General features: G+C 71.8%; 16 protein-coding genes and 1 pseudogene. 9 read left to right on the top strand and 8 right to left on the bottom strand.

The features are described from left to right. Window positions 1-15 precede the first annotated feature (15 nt). From AOQ53_RS23795 to AOQ53_RS23775, 5 genes are all read left to right on the top strand, one after another. Complete coding sequence (locus tag AOQ53_RS23795) at window positions 16-789, top strand: crotonase/enoyl-CoA hydratase family protein (protein ID WP_059420270.1); 774 nt, start codon at window positions 16-18, stop codon at window positions 787-789. 6 nt (window positions 790-795) lie between these two features. After that, window positions 796-1,542: an acetoacetate decarboxylase gene (locus AOQ53_RS23790; protein WP_059420268.1), complete on the top strand. Its 747-nt coding sequence runs from the start codon at window positions 796-798 to the stop codon at window positions 1,540-1,542. Then, complete coding sequence (locus tag AOQ53_RS23785; protein WP_059420261.1) at window positions 1,539-2,489, top strand: 3-hydroxyacyl-CoA dehydrogenase NAD-binding domain-containing protein; 951 nt, start codon at window positions 1,539-1,541, stop codon at window positions 2,487-2,489. The genes AOQ53_RS23790 and AOQ53_RS23785 overlap by 4 nt, the downstream gene beginning before the upstream one ends. Before the next feature lies 1 nt (window position 2,490). Next, window positions 2,491-3,693 carry an acyl-CoA dehydrogenase family protein gene (locus AOQ53_RS23780; RefSeq protein WP_059420260.1) on the top strand — a complete coding sequence of 401 codons (1,203 nt, stop codon included), beginning with the start codon at window positions 2,491-2,493 and terminating at the stop codon, window positions 3,691-3,693. 145 nt (window positions 3,694-3,838) lie between these two features. Next, window positions 3,839-4,261 carry a hypothetical protein gene (locus AOQ53_RS23775; protein ID WP_059420259.1) on the top strand — a complete coding sequence of 141 codons (423 nt, stop codon included), beginning with the start codon at window positions 3,839-3,841 and terminating at the stop codon, window positions 4,259-4,261. 63 nt (window positions 4,262-4,324) lie between these two features. On the opposite strand, the gene AOQ53_RS23770 is transcribed toward AOQ53_RS23775, so the two are convergent. Beyond that, on the bottom strand, window positions 4,325-6,265 hold the full coding sequence (locus AOQ53_RS23770; protein WP_408055178.1) for a protein-arginine deiminase domain-containing protein: 1,941 nt from the start codon (window positions 6,263-6,265) through the stop codon (window positions 4,325-4,327). Window positions 6,266-6,383: 118 nt separating this feature from the next. After that, window positions 6,384-7,349 (bottom strand): helix-turn-helix domain-containing protein, encoded by a 966-nt coding sequence (locus tag AOQ53_RS23765; protein WP_059420258.1) that lies wholly within the window; start codon window positions 7,347-7,349, stop codon window positions 6,384-6,386. Between the two features lie 116 nt (window positions 7,350-7,465). Here AOQ53_RS23765 and AOQ53_RS23760 point away from each other — a divergent pair, with 116 nt between their 5' ends. Next, entirely contained in the window at window positions 7,466-8,530 is a 1,065-nt protein-coding gene (locus AOQ53_RS23760; RefSeq protein WP_059420256.1) for a saccharopine dehydrogenase family protein, read from the top strand. A 3-nt stretch (window positions 8,531-8,533) separates the two neighbouring features. Here AOQ53_RS23760 and AOQ53_RS23755 read toward each other — a convergent pair whose 3' ends face one another. Both AOQ53_RS23755 and AOQ53_RS23750 read right to left on the bottom strand, forming a co-directional pair. After that, the gene (locus AOQ53_RS23755; RefSeq protein WP_059420254.1) at window positions 8,534-8,788 is read right to left on the bottom strand and encodes a hypothetical protein; all 255 of its coding nucleotides are present in this window, start codon (window positions 8,786-8,788) and stop codon (window positions 8,534-8,536) included. A 78-nt stretch (window positions 8,789-8,866) separates the two neighbouring features. Further along, window positions 8,867-10,039, bottom strand: coding sequence for an epoxide hydrolase family protein (locus AOQ53_RS23750; protein ID WP_059420251.1), 1,173 nt, complete (start codon window positions 10,037-10,039; stop codon window positions 8,867-8,869). A gap of 103 nt (window positions 10,040-10,142) precedes the next feature. On the opposite strand from AOQ53_RS23750, the gene AOQ53_RS23745 reads away from it, so the two are divergent. After that, entirely contained in the window at window positions 10,143-10,718 is a 576-nt protein-coding gene (locus AOQ53_RS23745; protein ID WP_059420250.1) for a CGNR zinc finger domain-containing protein, read from the top strand. A gap of 46 nt (window positions 10,719-10,764) precedes the next feature. Here AOQ53_RS23745 and AOQ53_RS23740 read toward each other — a convergent pair whose 3' ends face one another. After that, the gene (locus AOQ53_RS23740; protein WP_059420249.1) at window positions 10,765-12,096 is read right to left on the bottom strand and encodes a hypothetical protein; all 1,332 of its coding nucleotides are present in this window, start codon (window positions 12,094-12,096) and stop codon (window positions 10,765-10,767) included. A gap of 114 nt (window positions 12,097-12,210) precedes the next feature. On the opposite strand from AOQ53_RS23740, the gene AOQ53_RS23735 reads away from it, so the two are divergent. Next, window positions 12,211-13,497: a molybdopterin-dependent oxidoreductase gene (locus AOQ53_RS23735; protein WP_236711764.1), complete on the top strand. Its 1,287-nt coding sequence runs from the start codon at window positions 12,211-12,213 to the stop codon at window positions 13,495-13,497. Between the two features lie 316 nt (window positions 13,498-13,813). On the opposite strand, the gene AOQ53_RS23730 is transcribed toward AOQ53_RS23735, so the two are convergent. From AOQ53_RS23730 to AOQ53_RS23720, 3 genes and pseudogenes are all read right to left on the bottom strand, one after another. Beyond that, the gene (locus AOQ53_RS23730; RefSeq protein WP_059420246.1) at window positions 13,814-14,578 is read right to left on the bottom strand and encodes a class I SAM-dependent methyltransferase; all 765 of its coding nucleotides are present in this window, start codon (window positions 14,576-14,578) and stop codon (window positions 13,814-13,816) included. 188 nt (window positions 14,579-14,766) lie between these two features. Next, window positions 14,767-15,372: pseudogene (locus AOQ53_RS23725) on the bottom strand (TIGR04282 family arsenosugar biosynthesis glycosyltransferase); the annotation flags it as partial. After that, window positions 15,369-16,073 carry a glycosyltransferase family 2 protein gene (locus AOQ53_RS23720; RefSeq protein WP_059420245.1) on the bottom strand — a complete coding sequence of 235 codons (705 nt, stop codon included), beginning with the start codon at window positions 16,071-16,073 and terminating at the stop codon, window positions 15,369-15,371. The gene AOQ53_RS23720 and the pseudogene AOQ53_RS23725, both read right to left, overlap by 4 nt. 123 nt (window positions 16,074-16,196) lie before the next feature. Between AOQ53_RS23720 and AOQ53_RS23715 the strand changes: the two genes are divergently transcribed. After that, the coding region (locus AOQ53_RS23715) for a response regulator transcription factor (RefSeq protein WP_059420244.1) at window positions 16,197-16,866 on the top strand (670 nt) is incomplete at its 3' end.

The raw sequence follows: 16,866 nt of genomic DNA, 5'->3' as shown, positions 1-16,866 counted from the left end.
CACAGGAGGACAGCCATGAGCACCCCCGCAACTCCCGTACGCACCGAACGGATCGGCTCCACCCTGCTGATCACCCTCGACCGCCCCGAGGCCCGCAACGCCGTGAACGCCGCGGTCGCCACCGGCCTGACCGCCGCACTGGACGAACTGGAGGCCGACCCCGAGCTGCGGGCCGGTGTCCTGACCGGCGAGGGCGGCACGTTCAGCGCCGGCATGGACCTCAAGGCCGCGCTGCGCGGCGAGTCGCCCGAGGTCGAAGGCCGCGGCTTCGGCGGACTGACCGAGGCCGAACCGGCCAAGCCCCTGATCGCCGCCGTGGAGGGCTACGCCATGGGCGGCGGCTTCGAACTGGCCCTGGCCTGCGACCTGATCGTCGCGGCCGAGGACTCCCGGTTCGGGCTGCCCGAGGTCAAGCGCGGGCTGATCGCGGCGGGCGGCGGTGTGATCCGGCTGCCCAAGCGCGTCCCGCACCACCTGGCCATGGAACTCCTGCTGACCGGCGAGCCCGTCGACGGCCGCCGCGCCGGCGAACTGGGCCTGGCCAACCGGGTCACCGCCACCGGCCAGGCCGTCGCCGAGGCGCTCCACCTGGCCGAACGGCTCGCGGAGAACGCCCCGCTCGCGCTCGCGGCCGTCAAGCGCGTCGTCCGCGCCGCCGACGGCGCACCCGACGCCGACGCCTTCGCCTTCCAGCGCGGGGAGATGAAGACCCTGATGGCGTCGGCGGACGTACGCGAGGGCATGACCGCCTTCGCCGAGCGCCGCCCCGCGCGATGGACGGGACGGTGAGCCGCCATGCAGGCCGAGGACGTACGACAGCACCTCACCACCCCGCTCACCAGCCCGGCGTACGCGCCGACGGTCCCGCGGTTCACCGACCGTGAGTACCTCAACGTCGTCTACCGCACCGACCTCGACGCGCTGCGGGCCGTCGTCCCCGAACCACTGCGGACCGGTGAACCCCTGGTCCGGTTCGAGGTCATGAAGATGGGCGACGTCAGCGGATACGGCCCCTACACGGAGGCCGGACAGGCGATCCCCGTCAGCTTCGAGGGCGAGCACGGCGAGTACCTGCACGCGATGTACCTCGACAACTTCCCGGCGACCGCCTCCGGCCGCGAGGTCTCCGCCTACCCGAAGGTGCTCGGCTCCCCGGCGCTCACCGTCGACTCCGGCGCGCTCGTCGGCACCCTCGACCACGGCAGCCTGCGGGTCGCCACCGCGACCATGGGCTACAAGCACCACGAGCTGGACCGGCGGGAGGCCCGGGCACAGATCACCGTGCCGACCTTCATGCTCAAGACGATTCCCGGCTACGACGGTTCGCCGCGGGTGCAGGAACTCGTCCGCACGCGCATCACCGACGTCACCGTCAAGGAGGCGTGGACCGGCCCGGCCCGGCTCCAGCTGTTCCAGCACGTGCTCGCCCCGCTGGCCGACCTGCCGGTGCTGGAGGTCGTCTCCGCGAGCCACGTCCTCACCGACCTGACGCTGTCCGGCGCCGAGCCGGTCCACGACTACCTGAAGGGAGCCGCGTCATGACCCGCACCTTCCGTACGGCCGCGGTGATCGGCGCCGGGACCATCGGACTGTCCTGGACGGCCCTGTTCGCCGCGCACGGCCTGACGGTCCGGGTGAGCGACCCGCGACCGGACCTCGCCGAGGCCGTGGACGAGGCCCTGGCGCGCTCCGCCCCGCACCTGGCCGCCCGCGGCCTGGACGTGACGGGCCTCGCCGGCCGGGTGCATATCGCCGCCGGCGTCACCGACGCGGTCCGCGACGCGGATGTCGTACAGGAGAACGGCCCCGAGCGGATCGAGTTCAAGCAGGACCTGTTCGCCACCCTGGCCCGCGAAGCACCCGGCCACGCGCTGCTGCTCAGCTCGTCGTCGGCCATCCCGTCGACCGAGTTCACCAAGGAACTGGCGGACGACGCCGCCGCCCGCGTCCTGATCGGCCACCCCTTCAACCCGCCGCACCTGGTCCCGCTCGTCGAGGTCGTGCCCGGCGAGCGCACCGGCGAGGACGCGGTGAAGGCCGCGGTGGACTTCTACACCTCGGTCGGCCGCACCCCGGTCGTCGAGCGCAAGGAGATCCCCGGCTTCGTCGGCAACCGCCTTCAGAACGCGCTCAGCCGCGAGGCCGTGTACCTCGTCGAGCAGGGCGTGGTGACGCCCGAGGAACTCGACACGGTCATGACCAACTCGCTGGGGCTGCGCTGGGCCACGGTCGGGCCGTTCCTCGGCTCGCACCTGGGCGGCGGACCCGGCGGCTACCGGCACATGGCCGAGCACATCGGCGCCTCGATGAAGCGGATGTGGGCGGACCTCGGCACCCCGTCCCAGAACGACGACCAACAGGAACGGCTCATCGCAGCCGTGGAACAGGCCTACGGCTCCTCCACGTACCCGGAACTCACCGAGACGCGCGACCGCAGGCAACTCGCCGTCCTGTCCGCCCTGGACAGCACGGACAAGGAGGAGAACTGAGATGACCACCACCATCGAACCGCTCGAAGACCAGCTCACCGCCGACTTCTACGCCTACGAGGCGCTGCTTCCGGACGAGGAGCGCAAGATCCTCCTCAAGGCCCGCTCCCTCATGCGCGACGAGATCAAGCCGCTCGTCAACGGCAACTGGGCCAAGGGTGAGTTCCCCCGGGAGCTCATCGGCATCTTCCGCGACAGCGGCCTCGCCGGCCTGCCCTACGAGGGCTACGGCGAGCACCGGCCCGCCGTCAGCAACCTGCTCAGCGGCATGCTCGCGATGGAACTGAGCCGCACCGACGCCTCGGTCGCCACGTTCTTCGGCGTCCACAACGGCCTCGCGATGTACTCCGTCCACTCCGGCGGCGACCAGGAGCAGCGCGACCGCTGGCTCCCGGAGATGGCCGCGATGGACAAGATCGGCGCGTTCGCCATGACCGAGCCGCTCGGCGGCTCCGACGTCGCGGGCGGCATGCGCACCACGGCCAAGCGCGAGGGCGACAGCTGGATCCTGAACGGCGCCAAGAAGTGGATCGGCAACGCGACCTTCGCCGACTACGTCGTCGTGTGGGCGCGGGACGTCGACGACAACCACGTCAAGGGCTTCGTCGTCGAGAAGGACACGCCCGGTTTCGAACCCGCGAAGATGGAGGGCAAGATCGCCTTCCGCATCGTGGAGAACGCCGAGATCACCCTCACCGACGTCCGGGTCCCGGAGGCGAACCGTCTCCAGAACATCAACTCCTTCCGCGATGTCGCCGAGATCCTGCGCGCCACCCGCAGCGGAGTGGCCTGGCAGGCGCTGGGCGTCATGGCCGGCGCCTACGAACTGGCCCTCGACTACGCCCGGGAACGCCGTCAGTTCGGCCAGCCGATCGGCGGTTTCCAGCTCGTGCAGGACCTGCTGGTCAAGAGCCTGGGCAACATCACCGCGTCGTGGGGCATGCTGGTTCAGCTCGCCCGGTTGCAGGACGCCGGCGTCTTCCGCGACGAACACTCCGCCCTGGCCAAGGCGTTCGTCACCGCGCGGATGCGGGAGGTCGTGGCCTGGAGCCGGGAGATCTTCGGCGGCAACGGAATCCTCCTGGACCACGACATCGCCAGGTTCTTCGCCGACGCCGAGGCGATCTACTCCTTCGAGGGCACCCGTGAGATGAACACCCTGATCGTCGGCAAGGCGATCACGGGCCAGAGCGCCTTCGTGTGATGCCGGTCCGGACGAAGCAACCCCAGGTCTTGGACCTGGGGTTTCGTCATGCTCGGCGGCGTCGCCCGACTGTCCGGTTCGAGTGTTTCACTGAACAGCTTTGAGTGGGACCCTGACGAGCACCCTCGGGGAAGGAGACACCGGCATGATCGGATGGAGGCCGCTGGGCACCGGAGCCAGGCCCGTCCCGCGGCCGGTGGCGACGCCGCTGGTGTGGGCCGGGGCGTTCGGCGGCGCACTGGTGCTGGTGGCAGTCCTGAACACCGTGGTGGGGACCGACCGCCCCGAACTGGCCCTGCTCGCGCTGTCCCTGCTGGCCGCCGTGCTCGGCCTGTGCGCACGCTTCACGGCGGCCCCCGGCACGGCCGTCCTGTGCTGGCTGTTCCTCAACGGCTTCGCCATCCCGCCCGCGGGCACCCTCACCTGGGCCGTTCCCCGCGACACCACATGGCTCGCCTGCCTGCTCACCGCCGCCCTCGTCGGCACGTCCCTGGCCCGCTTCACCCACGCCCGTGCCGCCTACCGCCGCCTGGGACCCGGGCACGACGGCGGACCGTCCGGCTCCTGACCGTCTGGTTCCGCCGCCCCGGGCGACGGGCCGAACCGCCCGCCGCCCACTCCTCGTTACGGCTCACGCCACCGGGCGCTGCCACCACGCGGCCGTCGCCTCGCGCAGGGTGTTGGTGCCGCAGTGCACCTCGCCCATGCCGAGGTGGTACGTGTACCAGTCGTCGATGTACGACACCTTCAGGCCGACCCGCCGGTAAGCGGCGGTGACGGCCGCCGTGAAGATGTCCTTGCCGCCGATGACGGGCCCCCACTGGCGCGGGGCGAGGTAGCGGTCGCGCCCCAGGAGCACGCCGTTGACCGCTCCGGGAACGTACGCGCTGGTCATCACCGTCGCCGCAGCCGCCGCACGCGAGCCGGCCGGGTTCTCGGCGAGCCACTTCTGTTGGCCGCGGTCCCCGAGGCTGTCCACGAGGTCGGAACCGGCGCCCATGCGCGTCAGCCGCGGCACGGGAATCTCCTGGCCCTCGGTGGTCACAACCTCCGACTCGCGGGTGTACAGCGCGGGCACCCGCACGATCTCCTCGTCGGTGACCCCCGTCTCGCGCTTGAGGATCTCCAGGTTGGCGGCGATGCGCCGTGCCGCCATCTCGTTGTCGGACACCAGATGCCGGGAGGCGAGTGCCTGGTCGATGGTCTCCTTGGGCGCCGAACTGTCACTCCGGCCCGGGACGGAGAACATCTTCGTCTTGCCGTGGCCGTCGCGCTTGGCGCCGCGCAGCAGCTCCAGCCCCGCCTCCGGGTCGGCGACGCCGATGCGCCAGCCGCGCGGGGTGTCGGCGGGCAGGAACTGCACGAACTCGTCGACGTGCCCCACCCCCAGCCACGAGGTGTCCAGCAGCAGCGGATCCTGCAACCCCTGCGACTTGAGCATCGTCCGCATCACCTTGGACGGCCGCGCCCCGCTGTCCTTGCGCTCACCCATGATGATCCGCCCGGCCGGGAACGAGCGCCCGCCGTGCGCGTAGGGCGGGATGGTCTCCAGGTTCCCCATGGAGTTGAGCGACCAGTCGTCGGGCTCGGCCCGGTCGGTCACCTGCACCACACCGACGTCCCGGCCGCGCACCTTCTCGAACAGCTCCCGGCCCGCGTCCCGGTCCAGCTGGGCGGAACGCAGCATCACGCGCATCACGTGTCGCCGACCGCCCGGCCCGGTCATGCTGACGTAGGCCGGTTCGACGAAGTCCTGGGCCCAGGGGTCCCCGTACTTCTCGAAGGTGATCAGCGGCTTGGTGACACCGGCCTTCTTGACCTCGTTGCCCAGTTCCTCGACGAACTTCCGCTGCAACTTCCCGTATTCGCCTGCCCCGCGGATCTTGGTCACCATCAGCTGCTGCGCGTTCTGGAGGTGGTGATGGGTCAGCAGCGGAGCGACGCGGAGGGTCACCGAGTCGGAGGTGGACTCGCCCGCGGACGTCACCGTCAGCCGGACCACCGCACGGCCGTCCCACTTCGCGCTGTCCCGGACGACATCGGTGCCCTCGACACCGAGCTCCGCACCGGCACGCAACTCGGCGGCGGTGAGCCGGGTCTTGGACGTCACCGGGATCCACTTGCCGGAACGCTTGAGGAAGAGGCGAGCGTGCTTGCCTCCCGTGGTGACCTTCAGACTGCCCTTGGCGTCCTTGCGCAGACCCGGCATGGGGACGGAACGGACCCGGGCGAGGTCGGCGGCGTCCGCACTGCCGTTGACCTTCGTGTCGGAGCCGTCGTTGCACGCGGCCAGCTTGGCGTTGGACAGCGGTTTGCCGCCCGGCCCGGTCACCGGGCACCGCTTGCCGTCGTCGTCGATGTTGGGCAGGTAGACGGCTCCGCGCCCGACGGACCAGCTGTTCTCACCGGCCTTGTCGGTGCCGCCCGTGACATCGACCCGTCCGTCGCGGTTCACATCCGCCCGCAGGTCGGCGACGCCGCCCGTCTCGGCGGCGGAGGCGGAGCCGGCCGGCCCCGCCAGCACGGATCCCGCGGCGGCGAGGGCCAGGACGACCGACCCGGCCGGGTACAGGCGCGAAGGTCTACGTGTACGTATACGCGTACGTGAACGCACAGCACGTTCCTCTCGGTTGGGGGGTTCGCCGTGAAAGAGGAGGAACGGCGGCTGTGCGTTCACTGTGTGGCGGGAGTTACTCCGCTGCCGGCCGGGTGGGTCCGGGCGTCGAGCGGAAGGTCCGGCGGTAGGTGTCCGGAGGCACGCCGACCGTGCGGTTGAAGTGCCGGCGCAGCGTCGTGGCGGTGCCCATGCCGGTGGCCGCCGCGATGGCGTCGACCATGTCGTCGGTGGTCTCCAGCAACTCCTGGGCGCGGCGGATGCGTTGAGTCAGCAGCCATTGCAGCGGAGTGGTGCCGGTCACCGCCCTGAAGTGGCGGCCCAGATGGCGCGAGCTCATTCCCGCACGGCGTGCCAGGTCCTCCACGGTGAGCGGCTGGTCGAGACGCTCGATCGCCCAGGGCAGCAGCGTGGCGAGCGGGTGGTCGTCCCGGGTGGGCACGGGGGCAGCGACGAACTGGGCCTGGCCGCCGGCCCGGTGCGGCGGCACGACCAGGCGGCGGGCCACGGCGTTGGCTACGGACGAGCCGTGGTCGAGACGGACCAGGTGCAGGCACAGGTCCATCGCGGCGGCCTTGCCGGCCGAGGTCAGCACGCTGCCGTTGTCCACGTAGAGCACGTCCGGATCGACCTCCACGCGCGGGTAGCGGGTGGCCAGCGCCCCGGTGTGCGCCCAGTGCGTGGTCGCGCGCCTGCCGTCCAGCAGGCCTGCGGCGGCCAGCACGAACGCGCCCGTGCACAGGGAGGCCACACGCGCACCCGCCTCGTGGGCCGCACGCACCGCGCCGACGAGCTCGGCAGGCGGCTCCACGTCGGTGTCCGCCCAGCCTGGCACGATCACGGTGTCCGCGTCCCGAAGCCCGTCGAGTCCCTGGTCGGACTCCAGCCGGAACCGCCCGACCCGCACGGCGTCCACCCCGCAGACCCGGACGTCGTACCAGGGCACGTCCACGCCCACCGGAGCCGACCCGAACACCTCATGAGCCAGGGACAGTTCGAAGTGCAGCATCCCGTCGGTGACGGCGAGCGCGACAGTAGTCATGTCCGGAACTGTACGGGTCACGTCGTTCCGGACACTCACGGTGGGCGGTCCATGGTGGCCAGGATGTTCACAACAGCTCGCAGCGCGTGCTGTGAGCACTCGACGGGGGAGAACCCATGGGAACGGGAACGGCACAGTCGGTGAAGGTGACGGTATACGGCGCGTACGGCCACACGGGACGCTTCGTGGTGGCTGAACTGCGTGATCGCGGGTTCGTCCCGATCCTCGCCGGCCGCGACGCGGGCAAACTGCGCGCGCTGGCGGCATCCGCCCCCGGTCTCGAAGTCCGCCCGGCCTCGATCGACGACCCCGCCTCGCTCGACCGCGCCCTGACCGGCGCGGCCGCCGTGATCAACTGCGCCGGCCCCTTCGCCCTCACCGCCGCGCCCGTGATCGAGGCGGCCCTGCGCGCCGGCATCCCGTACGTGGACGTGGCGGCCGAGATCGAGGCCAACGTCGACACCTTCACGCACTTCGCGGGCCGTGCCCGGGCGGCGGGAGCGGTGATCGTCCCCGCGATGGCCTTCTACGGCGGCCTGGGCGACCTCCTGACCACGGCCGCGATGGGCGACTGGACGACAGCCGACGAGGCGACCGTCGCGTACGGACTGAGCGGTTGGCACCCCACCCCCGGGACACGCATCGCGGGCACGGTCTCCCGCGAGCGGCGGTCCGGCCGGCGCGTCCGCTACACGAACGGCCGGCTGGAGTACCACGACACCGAGCCGACCCTCCTGAAGTGGCCCTTCCCCGACCCGATGGGCCCCAGGGAGGTCATCGGTGACTTCACGATGGCCGACGTGGTCACCATCCCCAGCCACCTCTCCATCCCCGAGGTACGCACCCACATGACGACGGAAGCGGCCGGCGACCTCTCCGCCCCGGACACCCCGGCACCGACCGCGACCGACGAGACGGGACGCTCCGACCAGACCTTCCTCGTCGAAGCCGTCGTCCGCTCCGGCCACACCGACCGCCGTGCCGTGGCAACGGGCCAGGACATCTACGCCGTCACCGCACCGCTGGCGGTGGAGGCGACCGACCGCATCCTCACGGGCCGGACCCACGCGACGGGCGTGGCCTCCGCGGGCCAGATCTTCGACGCCGCCGACTTTCTCCGGGCGCTGGCGCCGCACATCACCTTCGAACCGCTCGGGCGAGGGCGCGTTGAAGGGGCGTAGGGCTTAGCCAATCGCGCCGCGGCCCGGCACGCCGGTACCGGAGCCGAGGTCGGTGGAGGCGGTCAGCGAGTGGGCCGCGGCTCTCAGATCGTTTTCCCATCCCGGGAGCTCGTCGGGGCTGATCCATTCGCTGTAGTCCGCCGCGACGGAGAGGAACCGTGTCTCCTCCCGGGTACGGGCAGCGACCGTCATCGACAGCCGGCCGGCCACGTCCGCAGGGCTCAGCTCGCCTCTCGCGAAACCGAACGCGAGGCTCACGAGGAAGCATCGGCCGACGGTCTCAGCTCGTCAACGGGCAACAGCCGGTGATCGAGTGCCCGGGTCGCCGAGCCGCGTTCACCGATGAGCGGCCAGCACCGCCGCGAGGCCCTCTTGCAGGTCTTTGACGAAATACCCGGGAACCTCCAGCGACGGGAAATGTCCCCCGATTTCGGGTGACCTCCATCGGACGATCTGTCGGTACCGCTCCTGCGCCCAGGGGCGCGGACACTTCTCGATGTCGCGGGGATACATGCTGATTGCTGACGGGACGTCGACCCGAAGTTCGGGGTCCAGCGAGTTGTGGCTTTCGTAGTAGATGCGGGCCGCCGATGCGCCGGTCCGCGTCAGCCAATACAGGGTGACGTCGTCAAGAACCCGGTCCATGGAAATCGTCTCGAACGGGCTGTCTTCGGTGTCTGACCACTCGGCGAACTTGTCAAGGATCCAGGCAAGAAGTCCGACCGGTGAGTCGACGAGCGAGTAGCCGATGGTCTGCGGTCGGGTCGCCTGCTGCTTCGCGTACGCCGCGCGGTGGCGCCAGAAATCGCGGGTTTCCTCGGTCCACTTGCGCTCGACCGCCGTCAGCCCGTCCGTTGGCAACCCGGGCGGCGCCTCCGCGAACAATGTATGGATGCCGAGAACGTGCGCCGGGAACCTGCCACCGAGAACCGTGGTGATATTCCCTCCCCAGTCGCCGCCGTGGGCCGCGAACTTGCTGTAGCCGAGCCTTCCCATCAGTTCCACCCATGCGGCCGCGATCTTTTCGGTTCCCCACCCGGTGGTGGCCGGCTTGTCGCTGTAACCAAAGCCCGGTAGCGACGGGACCACGACGTGGAACGCCGGCGCGCCTGCGTCTTTCGGATCTGCCAGCTCGTCTACAACATCGATGAACTCGGCAATGCTGCCTGGCCAGCCGTGCGTCAAGATCAGAGGAGTGGCATCCGCGCGCGCGGATCGGCGGTGCAGGAAGTGGATTCCCAGATCATCAATGGTCGTGCGGAACTGCCCGATGCGGTTGAGGCGCTCTTCGAACGACCGCCAGTCGTACCCGGTGCGCCAGTAGTTCACGACATCGACGAGGTCGGCGAGAGGAACGCCCTGTTCCCATCGGCGAGGGCCGGGCGCGGCGCGACAGACCGTCTCAGCCTCCGGCAGCCTCGCCGCGGCCAGTCGCGCGCGCAGATCGTCGAGGTCAGCGTCAGTTGCGTGGGCTTCGAATGCTTGCACGTCGCTGGTTGGACGGGGCATGAGACCTCCTGGCCGTCGTGGAACCGGCTGCGAACCACTGCGAACCGGCTAAGGCGGTTCTACCATGCCTTCTTGCCAGCGTGGAACCTGCTAAGGTGGTTCCATGCGTACTGGGTTCCCTGACTTCCGCCTCGGTAACGTGCTGGCGACCAGCTTCACGGGGACTCTGTCGGAGCGTCATGGCAACGCTGTGGAGCGCATTCCCACGCCGCAACGACTCGTCGACTGGCTGGCGGTGAGCGGCCTCTCCGTGGACTCCTGCACCACTGCCCAGCTCGACCTCGCCCGGGAACTGAGGGAGGCGATTCACGCCGCCGCGACAGCGGCCGCGATCCAGGACGCTCTCCCTGCGCCTGCCGTCCAAGTCATCAATGACTACAGCGCTCAGGGTCGGGCCGCGGCGATCCTCACGCCCGAGGGCAAGCGGCGATGGCGGCTCAGCTCGGCTTCCGGCGTGGAAGACGCCCTCAGCGTGATCGCCGCCGACGCGATCAGCATCATCGCCGGCGAACGAGACGGGAAACTGGCCTTGTGCGCATCACCAACCTGCCGAGCCGCCTTCTTCGACACCAGCCAGAGTCGCACCCGCAAATGGTGTGACATGAACACGTGCGGGAATCGTCAGAAGAAGGCGCGCTTCAATGCCAACCAGCGCAAAATCCCCAGATCAGCGGAGTGATCGTTTACCTCGGTACGGGCGCCGGTTCATGGCACACAGGACAGGGTCACCACCCCGTCAACAGCAAATGGTTGAGCAGCAACGCCAGCACCACCTGCCCCGTGAGCCACGCACGCGGGTGGGGCAGGAGCGCGCAGGACGGGACGAGCCACACCGCGAAAGGCAGCCAGATGCGTTCCGTTTCCGCCTTGCTCATGCCGGACAGGTCGGCGACCAGCAGGGCGAGGAGGGCGGCGGACACGAGGAGTGCCAGGCGGGCCGCCGCGGCCCCGTCGGTGCGGCGGTGGAGCAGCGCCACGCCCGTCCGGCGCAGGCCCGCCGCCGTCGCCAGGCCCGTGATGAGTACGGTGCAGGCCAGGTTGGCCCACACCCAGTAGCCGTAGGGGCGGATGCCGCCCGCGCCCTGGTGGTAGCGCGTGACCAGGAGGTGGTACGCCTCCCACCAGTCGAACCCGGCGAGCGTGAACGCCGCCGGGACCACGGCCAGTCCGGCGAGCAGCGGCACCAGCAGAGCGGGGCGCTCCCGGACCCCGTGCCTGCCGAGCACCAGTACCGCCGCCGCGATCAGTGCGATCAGCGTCAGGCCGTAGGAGAGGTAGCAGGTCAGGCCGAAGAGGAGGCCGGACGCCCCCGCCCACCACAGCGACCGCCTCGTGACCGCCAGGGCCAGCAGCGCCACCGACCACGCCGCCACCGCCGCGAAGTAGGCGTCGGCCGAGGTGCCCATCCACACGGCGGCCGGGGCGAGGACGAGGAAGGGGGCCGCCCTGCGCGCGAGGGTCTCGTCGGCCAGGGCGCGGATCGTGACCAGCACGGCGACGCAGGCCGTCGCCCCGACGGTGATGCACCACATGCCCGCCCAGCCGCCGCCCCGCAGCCCGATCCGGTCGAGCAGGACGAAGGTGAGGGTGGCGGCGGGCGGGTGGCCGGCGATGTGGGCGGGCCAGTTGTCGGGGGAGTCGAGGAGGATGTGCTGGGTGAAGTCCCCTAGCGCCGCCGGGATGTCGTCGAAGCGGTCGATGACCTGGAGGTACTCGTAGCGGGTGGTGAGGCGGTGCGCGATGCCCCGGTCCCAGCCGTCGATCAGGGCCAGGGAGAAGATCCACGCCGTGGCCGCGCCCCAGGTGGCAGGGAGCAGCGTCCGCCAGGGGAGCCGGGCCGCGAGGGTGGGGCCGTACGCCACGGTGGCGATCGCCAGGAGTACGGCCGCCGGAGTGCCGGGGCCCAGGTGGGGGCCCCAGGACGCCAGCAGCGGGGGCCAGTCGACGAACAGTGTGCGGCTGGTGTCCTGGATGTGGCGGCCGACCAGGACGGCGGCCGTCACCAGCAGGGCGGCGGCCCCGACGGCATACAGGTCACGGCGGAGGGAGCGGGTCACAGCCGGAACGCTAGGCCGACGGGGCGGGCGCGGACCGCCGTCCGGGCCGGACGTCAGCGTTTCGTCATGGGTCGAGCACCCTTTCCCGGGGCGGTCCCGGCCTACCGTCGGGACATGCGCGACCCCGACGCCCCACGGCTGCCCTCGCGAGACGACCGACGGTTGCCCCTGCGAGACGGCCCCCGGTCTCCCTCCTCGCCCGGCTTCTGGCGCAGCCCCCTGCGCGGCCCCCGGTTCACCTCGGTGCTGGGCCTCGTCCTGCTCGCCGGCATCACCGTGCTGTTCGTGACGGGCCTGGTCTCGTACGCCGCCTACAACCCGGGCCTGTCGCCGGTGAACGACAAGACCCCGGACAAGGGGCTCCTCGGCTTCTACCTCTTCGCCTGGCCGACGAACCCGCACTGGTTGTACCGGCTCAACCAGGGCGTCCACGTCACCCTGGGCATCACCCTGATCCCCGTCCTGCTCGCCAAGCTGTGGTCCGTGATTCCGAGGCTGTTCGCGCTGCCGCCGGTCCGCTCGCTCGCGCACGCCCTGGAGCGGATCTCGCTGCTGCTCCTGGTGGGCGGTGCGCTGTTCGAGTTCGTGACCGGTGTGCTCAACGTCCAGCTCGACTACGTCTTCCCCGGTTCCTTCTACCCGCTGCACTTCTACGGAGCGTGGGTGTTCTTCGCCGCCTTCGTCGCCCACGCGCTGCTGAAGATGCCCACGGCACTGCGCAATCTGCGGCACCTGCGGCAGGAGAGGAACGACCTCGTGTCACCGCGCCCCGCCGAGCCGACCGTCTCCCGCCGGGGTGCCCTGTGGCTCGTCGGAGGCGGCTCGCTGCTGCTGTTCGCGACGACGGTGGGACAGAACTTCGACGGGCCCCTGCGGCGCACCGCCCTCCTCGCACCGCACGGCGGCGGCGATCCCGGCAGCGGCCCGAACGGCTTTCAGATCAACAAGACCGCCGCGTACGCCGGGATCGGCACGGCCGAGACGGGCGAGGACGCCTGGCGGCTCGTCCTGACGGGGACGGCGGGCACCGTCCGTCTCAGCCGGGCCCAGCTCGCCGGACTCCCCCTGCACAGCTCGGCGTTGCCCATCGCCTGTGTGGAGGGCTGGTCGACTTCGGACCAGTGGTGGCGCGGGGTGCGGCTGCGCGATCTCGCGGCGCTCGTCGGGTACGACGACGACCCGCCGGACGTGTTCGTCGAGTCCCTCCAACGGCGCGGCGCCTTCCGGAGCGCGGCCCTGCGCGCCAACCAGGTGGCCGACCCGCGCTCCCTCCTCGCCCTGTACGTCAACGGCGAGGAGCTGTCCCCCGACCACGGCTACCCGGCACGGATCATCGTGCCCGCGGCACCCGGTGTGCTGAACACCAAGTGGGTGGCCCGGATGACGTTCGGAGACCTGTGATGCCCCGGGCGCGGACCCCCGCAGGAAGCCCCTGCCAACTCCTCCTGCTCGCCTGCTCGTTCACGCTCGCCGCCTACGCGGGCGTACGGCTGCTCGCCGGTGACTGGCTCGGCGTGGCGCTGTGGTTCGTGGGCGCGGCGCTGCTGCACGACCTGGTGCTGCTGCCGTTGTACGCGGCCCTGGACCGGGCGGTCGTACGGGGGCTGGGCGCGGTCCGGCGCCGGGAGTGGGTGCCGTACGTGCGCGTACCGGCGGCCCTCTCCGGGCTGCTGCTCCTGGTGTGGTTCCCGCTGATCAGCGGCATGGTGGAGCGGCGCTACCGGTCCGCCACGGGGTTGCCGGCGGACGTGTTCCTCGCCCGCTGGCTGCTGATCACCGCCGTCCTCTTCGGCGGCTCGGCGCTGCTGATGGCGGTGCGCCTGCTGCGGGTGCGCAGGGCGGCGAAGCGGCGCCCGTCGGCCGTCCACTGACCGGCCCGCGTCCAGCCCCGGGCGTACCGGAGCAGGGCGGGCGTGCCGAGCCGGGCCCAGGGGAACGGGTCGCCGGCACCGCGCGCGTCCGTGAGGCCGACGACCCGGACCTGGGCGCGTTCGTCGATGTCCACCGGCGCGGTCTCGGCGATCAACAGTCCGCCGGGGCGCAGGAGTCCGGCCACCCGGTCCAGCAGGGCGCGCGGGTCGCCGCCGATACCGATGTTGCCGTCCATGAGCAGGACGGTGTCCCAGCGGCCCTCGCCGGGCAGCGGCTCGAACACCGAGCGCCGCAGCGCTTGGCCTCCCATCCGTACGGTGTGGTCGACGGCGGCGGCGCTGACGTCGATGCCGAGGACGGCCCGGCCCCGGGCGGCGAGTTCCGCCACCAGCCGCCCGGGCCCGCACCCCACGTCCAGCACGGCCCCCTCACACCTGTCCAGCACGTCCCGGTCCACCGCGTCGGCCCGAGCACACCAGCGCTCCACCTCCAGCGGCAGCAGCCAGCCGTCGGCACGCCGCAGGAACAGCGGCCCGTGACCGGCACGCAGGGCAGCGGCGTAGGGGTCGGCGGTTGCCCAGGCGGCGGCGGTGGCGGGCGGGGCGCTCATCGGGACACGGCCGGGCGGAAGGCACGCGCGGTGGCCGGTCGGGAGTCGGTCGCGGGGCCGGACTCCGGCCCGGGTTTCGTCCCGGTCGGCTCACCGGGCTTCGGCCCGGGTTCCGTCCCGGTCGGCCGCCCGCACTCCGGCCCGGGTCCCGCCCCGGCCGACCGACCGGACTCCCCACCGCCCCACCCACTCCCCGTACACCGAGCCAGCCGTGCCGCGAACCGCCCCTTCGGGGCCAGCGCGGCCACAGCGTGGGCGTCGGCCTCCGTGTCGACGTCGCGCAGGCGGGGCAGATCGCGGACCCGCAGGCCCGCCGCGACGAGCCGGTCCCGCTGGACCGCCCCCGTCGCGGAGGTCGACATGGGCACGCCCCGCAGCAGGGCGGGGTCGGGGCGGGCCAGGCCGAGTGCCCAGAAGCCGCCGTCCTCGGCCGGGCCGAACCAGGCGTCGCAGCCGGCGAAGTCCACGGTGAGCAGTCCCGGCGTCACCTGCGGCGTGTCCATGCCAATGAGTAGCGCTGGGCCGGCGCAGCGCGCGAAGGCGTGCGCCAGCCGCTCGTCGAGACCGCCCGCGCACTGCGGCACGACGTCGAAGCCGGGCGGCAGCCAGGGGCCGGGCTCCCCGTCGAGGACGAGGACCCTGCGGCCGGCCGGGGTCGCCGCGACCGCGTCCAGGGTGTCGGCGAGGGACGCCTCCGCGAGGGACGCGGCCTCCCGGGGAGTGAACGGCGGGGTGAGCCGCGTCTTGACCCGGCCGGGGCGCGGCTCCTTGGCGATGACGAGGAGTGCGGTCACCGTGCGCCCCTCTCGAGGGCCGGAGCCTCGCCGGGGGCTTCGCCCAGCACGCGGCTCATGTCCCGTACGGCCTGCCAGGTGCCGCGCCACGTGCCCGTCACCTTCGAGGCCCCGGTGCGCGGCAGATACGGCACGTCGTACTCGGCGATCCGCCAGCCGGCGTCGGCCGCGCGCACCACCATCTGGAGCGGATAGCCGCTGCGCCGGTCGGTGAGACCGAGGGCGAGCAGCGGCTCGCGGCGGGCGGCGCGCAGGGGACCGAGGTCGTGCAGCCGCAGTCCGGTGCGGCGGCGCAGCATCCGCGCGAGCGCGAGGTTCCCGGCGCGGGCGTGCGCGGGCCACGCACCCCGGCCCTGGGGACGCCGTCGGCCGAGGACCAGGTCCGCCTCGCCGCCTTGCACCTCGCGCACGAAGGGGACGAGGAGCGACGGATCGAGGGAGGCGTCGCAGTCGCAGAAGCACACCACGTCCGCGGTGGCGGCGGTCAGCCCGGCGTGGCAGGCCGCGCCGAAGCCCCGGCGCGGCTCGTGCACGACGGTCGCGCCGAACGCGCGGGCGACCCGGTCCGAGCCGTCGGTGGAGCCGTTGTCGACGACGAGTGCGCGCCAGCCCGGCGGGATCCGTTCGAGCACCCAGGGCAGGGCCTCGGCCTCGTTCAGGCAGGGCAGCACCACGTCGACGTCGGAAGGTGTCGTCGTCACGGTTTCACCCTACGAACGCGAACCGGGCATACCGGACTTCGGCTCCTTACGAAACGCGGACGTCGGCGGCAGAGGAGGCGTCCGGACGGGGCATCGCCGGCGGTCCGGTGCGAGGCTGGAGCCATGCAGCAGCCCCATCAGCGCGAGGAGACCCTCGACGGGTCCCCGCGGGTCCTGGTCGTCGACGACGACCCGACCGTGGCCGAGGTCGTCGCCGGGTACTTGGCCCGCGCCGGATACGTCGTCGACCGTGCCGACGACGGTCCGGCCGCCCTCACCCGTGCCGCCGCGCACTGGCCGGACCTGGTCGTCCTCGACCTGATGCTGCCCGGGATGGACGGCCTGGAGGTGTGCCGGCGGATGCGGGGACACGGGCCGGTCCCGGTCATCATGCTCACCGCCCGCGGCGACGAGGACGACCGCATCCTGGGCCTGGAGGTGGGCGCCGACGACTACGTCACCAAGCCCTTCAGCCCCCGCGAACTGGTGCTGCGTGTGGAGTCGGTGCTGCGCCGCAGCCGGCCCGCCGTCCCCGGGCACCGGCTGGGGGCGGCCGGTCTGACCGTCGACCCGGCAGCCCGCCGGGCCACCAAGAACGGCACCGAACTCGCCCTCACCCTCCGCGAGTTCGACCTGCTCTCCTTCTTCCTGCGGCACCCAGGGCGGGCCTTCGGCCGCGAGGACCTGATGCGCGAGGTGTGGGGGTGGGACTTCGGCGACCTGTCGACCGTCACGGTCCACGTGCGCCGCCTGCGCGGCAAGGTCGAGGACGACCCGGCCCGGCCGCGCCTGA

Origin of the sequence: Streptomyces azureus, from assembly GCF_001270025.1 — a bacterium.
GTDB classification, from domain to species: Bacteria; Actinomycetota; Actinomycetes; order Streptomycetales; family Streptomycetaceae; genus Streptomyces; species Streptomyces azureus.
The sequence above is the reverse complement of the archived record's forward strand: the minus strand, read 5'-3'. Positions and strand labels throughout refer to the sequence as shown.